This window comes from Saccharopolyspora sp. (genome assembly GCF_017434145.1).
Lineage (GTDB): Bacteria > Actinomycetota > Actinomycetes > Mycobacteriales > Pseudonocardiaceae > Saccharopolyspora_C > Saccharopolyspora_C galaxeae.
Genome location: NZ_JAFRFW010000374.1, coordinates 1 through 3,013, shown reverse-complemented (window position 1 = coordinate 3,013; position 3,013 = coordinate 1). Strand labels below are relative to the sequence as shown.

At 72.5% G+C, this 3,013-nt stretch carries 4 protein-coding genes; all 4 read left to right on the top strand.

All coding sequences use genetic code 11. From position 1 onward, the window contains the following. Positions 1-460 precede the first annotated feature (460 nt). Positions 461-1,042 (top strand): ribosome maturation factor RimP, encoded by a 582-nt coding sequence (gene rimP / locus IJH84_RS10155; RefSeq protein ID WP_295143171.1) that lies wholly within the window; start codon positions 461-463, stop codon positions 1,040-1,042. Beyond that, positions 1,039-2,115: a transcription termination factor NusA gene (gene nusA, locus IJH84_RS10150; protein ID WP_295143168.1), complete on the top strand. Its 1,077-nt coding sequence runs from the start codon at positions 1,039-1,041 to the stop codon at positions 2,113-2,115. The genes rimP and nusA overlap by 4 nt, the downstream gene beginning before the upstream one ends. Continuing rightward, on the top strand, positions 2,084-2,590 hold the full coding sequence (locus IJH84_RS29250; RefSeq protein ID WP_367269007.1) for a YlxR family protein: 507 nt from the start codon (positions 2,084-2,086) through the stop codon (positions 2,588-2,590). Before nusA ends, IJH84_RS29250 begins: the two co-directional genes overlap by 32 nt. 115 nt (positions 2,591-2,705) lie before the next feature. After that, the coding region (locus tag IJH84_RS10140; protein WP_295143162.1) for a translation initiation factor IF-2 N-terminal domain-containing protein at positions 2,706-3,013 on the top strand (308 nt) is incomplete at its 3' end.

Below are 3,013 nucleotides of genomic sequence, written 5' to 3'. Positions count from 1 at the left end.
CGGTGGTCAGCGCGCTCACCGCGGCCGCGGCGGGCAGCGCGGCGAGCAGGCGCAGCACATCGCGGCGACCGGTGCACGCGGCCCCGGTGGGGCGGTGGTTGCTGAAGGGGGCTCGCACGCTGATCCATCCTGCCAGGCAGCCCTGCGGCGGCCGCGTTCGCCCGGCGCCCGCCCATGCCGCGCTGAGCGGCGGACCGACGAGATAAGCTGGACGACCGCGGCCCGTGCGCCGAGCTCGAGTGCCGCGAGCCCGGCCGAGCGCGGGCCCGTATCGGCCCACCGGGTGCCACGACGGAATCGGCCGGAGCCGCGCGGCGGATCCGCCCCGAACGGAGCCGCCCCGCCGGGAAGCTCCGGCACGGAGTCCGGCCGCGGAGATCCGGCCGCCGACCACCCAGCCCCCCGACCGCCCAGCCCACCGACCACGACCCGCCGAACCCCCGAACCTAGGAGTGCCAACGTGTCCAGCCCGCCGCGCGATGAACTCGTCGCGCTGCTGGAGCCCGTCGTCGCCGACGCCGTCTCCGCCGCCGGCTACGACCTGGAGGAGCTCGACGTGCAGCAGGCGGGCAGACGCCGCCTGGTGAAAGTCGTCGTGGACTCCGACGAAGGGGTCGGTCTCGACGAGATATCCCAGCTCAGCCATGCCGTGTCGACCGCGCTGGACGCGCACGAGCACGTGCTGGCAGGTGCTTACACGCTGGAGGTGACCTCACCCGGCACCGACCGCCCGCTGACCCGGCCGCGGCACTGGCGCCGCGCCCGGCACCGGCTGGCCAAGATCCGGCTGACCGACGGCACCGAGCTCACCGCCCGCGTCGGCGCGGCGGGCGAGCAGGAGGTGCAGGTCCTCGAGCGCAAGCAGGTGCGCACGCTGGCCTACCGGGACGTCGCGCGGGCGGTGGTCGAGGTGGAGTTCCAGCAGCCCCCGGCGCAGGAACTGGTCCAGCTCAAGCGGGCGGCGGGCGGCCAGGAAGATGCCGACGGGGACAACGCCGAGCAGGCCGACGGCGACCGGACGAATGCAGAGGAGTCGAGGTGAACGTCGACATCGCCGCGCTGCGGGCGATCGAACGCGACAAGGACATTCCGTTCGAGACCGTCCTGGAAGCGATCGAATCAGCGCTGCTGACGGCATACCGCCACACCGAGGGGCACCAGCAGCACGCCCGGGTGGAAGTGGACCGCAAGACCGGCATCGTGCGCGTCATCGCGCACAGCCTGGACGACGAGGGCGGCGTCGCCGAGGAGTGGGACGACACGCCGGAGGGCTTCGGGCGGATCGCCGCGACCACCGCGCGGCAGGTCATCCTGCAGCGGCTGCGCGACGCCGAGCACGAGCGCACCTTCGGCGAGTTCTCCACCAAGGAGGGCGAGATCCTCGGCGGTGTCGTGCAGCGCGACGCCAAGGCCAACTCGCGCGGCATGGTGGTGGTGCAGGTCGGCGACAGCGAAGGCGTCATCCCGGCCGCCGAGCAGGTGCCCGGTGAGCGCTACGAGCACGGGATGCGGGTCAAGTGCTACGTCGTCGGCGTCTCGCGCAGCGCCCGCGGACCGCAGATCACGCTCTCGCGCACCCACCCGAACCTGGTGCGGCGGCTGTTCGCGCTGGAGGTGCCCGAGATCGCCGACGGCACCGTGGAGATCCCCGCGGTGGCCCGCGAGGCCGGGCACCGCTCGAAGATCGCGGTGCGCTCCGCGGTCAGCGGCGTCAACGGCAAGGGCGCCTGCATCGGGCCGATGGGCGCGCGGGTGCGCAACGTGATGAGCGAGCTCGGCGGCGAGAAGATCGACATCATCGACTTCTCCGAGGACCCGGCGACGTTCGTGGGCAACGCGCTGTCCCCGGCGAAAGTGGTCTCGGTCGAGGTCGTCGACGAGCGGGCGAAGACCGCGCGGGTGGTCGTGCCGGACTTCCAGCTGTCCCTGGCGATCGGCAAGGAAGGCCAGAACGCGCGGCTCGCGGCCCGGCTCACCGGCTGGCGCATCGACATCCGCAGCGACGCCGACCCGTCCTCGCCGACGACCACGGCGGGGCATCCGCACGCAACGGCACCGAGCGAGCACGTCCAGCAAGGGGTCGGTGACCTGCCCGCGGTCGGTTCCGCGGAGTGAGTGCGGCGGCGCGACCGGGAAGCCGGCCGGTCGCGCCGGGCGAGGAACAACCACTGGCGGGCACGGGTTAGAATCATTGGTGGCTCGACGCGAGGGAACGAGAATCCGCACACGTTCGCCCGGTGATCACGGCTGTGGCCGTGCGCAAGGACCGGTTCGCACCTGTGTGGGGTGTCGTACCCGGACGTCGGCCGCCGAGCTGCTGCGAGTGGTGGCCGGGAGTGGTGCGGCAGAGTTCGCCGCCGAGCCCGATCCGCGAAAGCGGAAACCGGGCCGGGGCGCATGGCTGCACTCCGATCCCCGTTGCCTTCGGCTCGCCGAGCGCCGTCGAGCGTTCCCCCGGGCACTGCGCGTGCCGGGGCCGCTGGACCTCTCGGCCGTGCGGGCGCACCTGGATTCCGCGGATTCCGGGACACCACCGGACGGCAGTTCATCCCCAGACCGACGCGGGACCCTCCCGCGCGGACGCAGTTGAAGGAAGCAGGTCGACCCGTCATGAATCAGCCGTGAAGCTGAAGCCATGAACGCGCATCGGCGATAGGACGAGGTCGTGCGGGACTGCCGCCCGGCCTCACCAGATGAGGAGAGCAGTGGCAGGCAAGGCCCGCGTGCACGAGCTCGCTAAAGAGCTCGGTGTGACGAGCAAAGACGTTCTCAACAAGCTCGCCGAACAGGGCGAGTACGTGAAGTCCGCGTCCTCCACCGTGGAAGCCCCGGTGGCGCGTCGGCTTCGCGATGCTTACCCGAAGGCAGGCAAATCCAACGGTCGCGGTGGCGGCAAGCCCGCGCCGCCGCCCAAGTCCGGCGACGCGGCCGCGTCCGTGGGGTCGGCCGAGCAGACCGCGCCCAAACCCGGCCCGAAGCCCGGCCCCCGCCCGCAGCAGGCCCCGTCCGACGG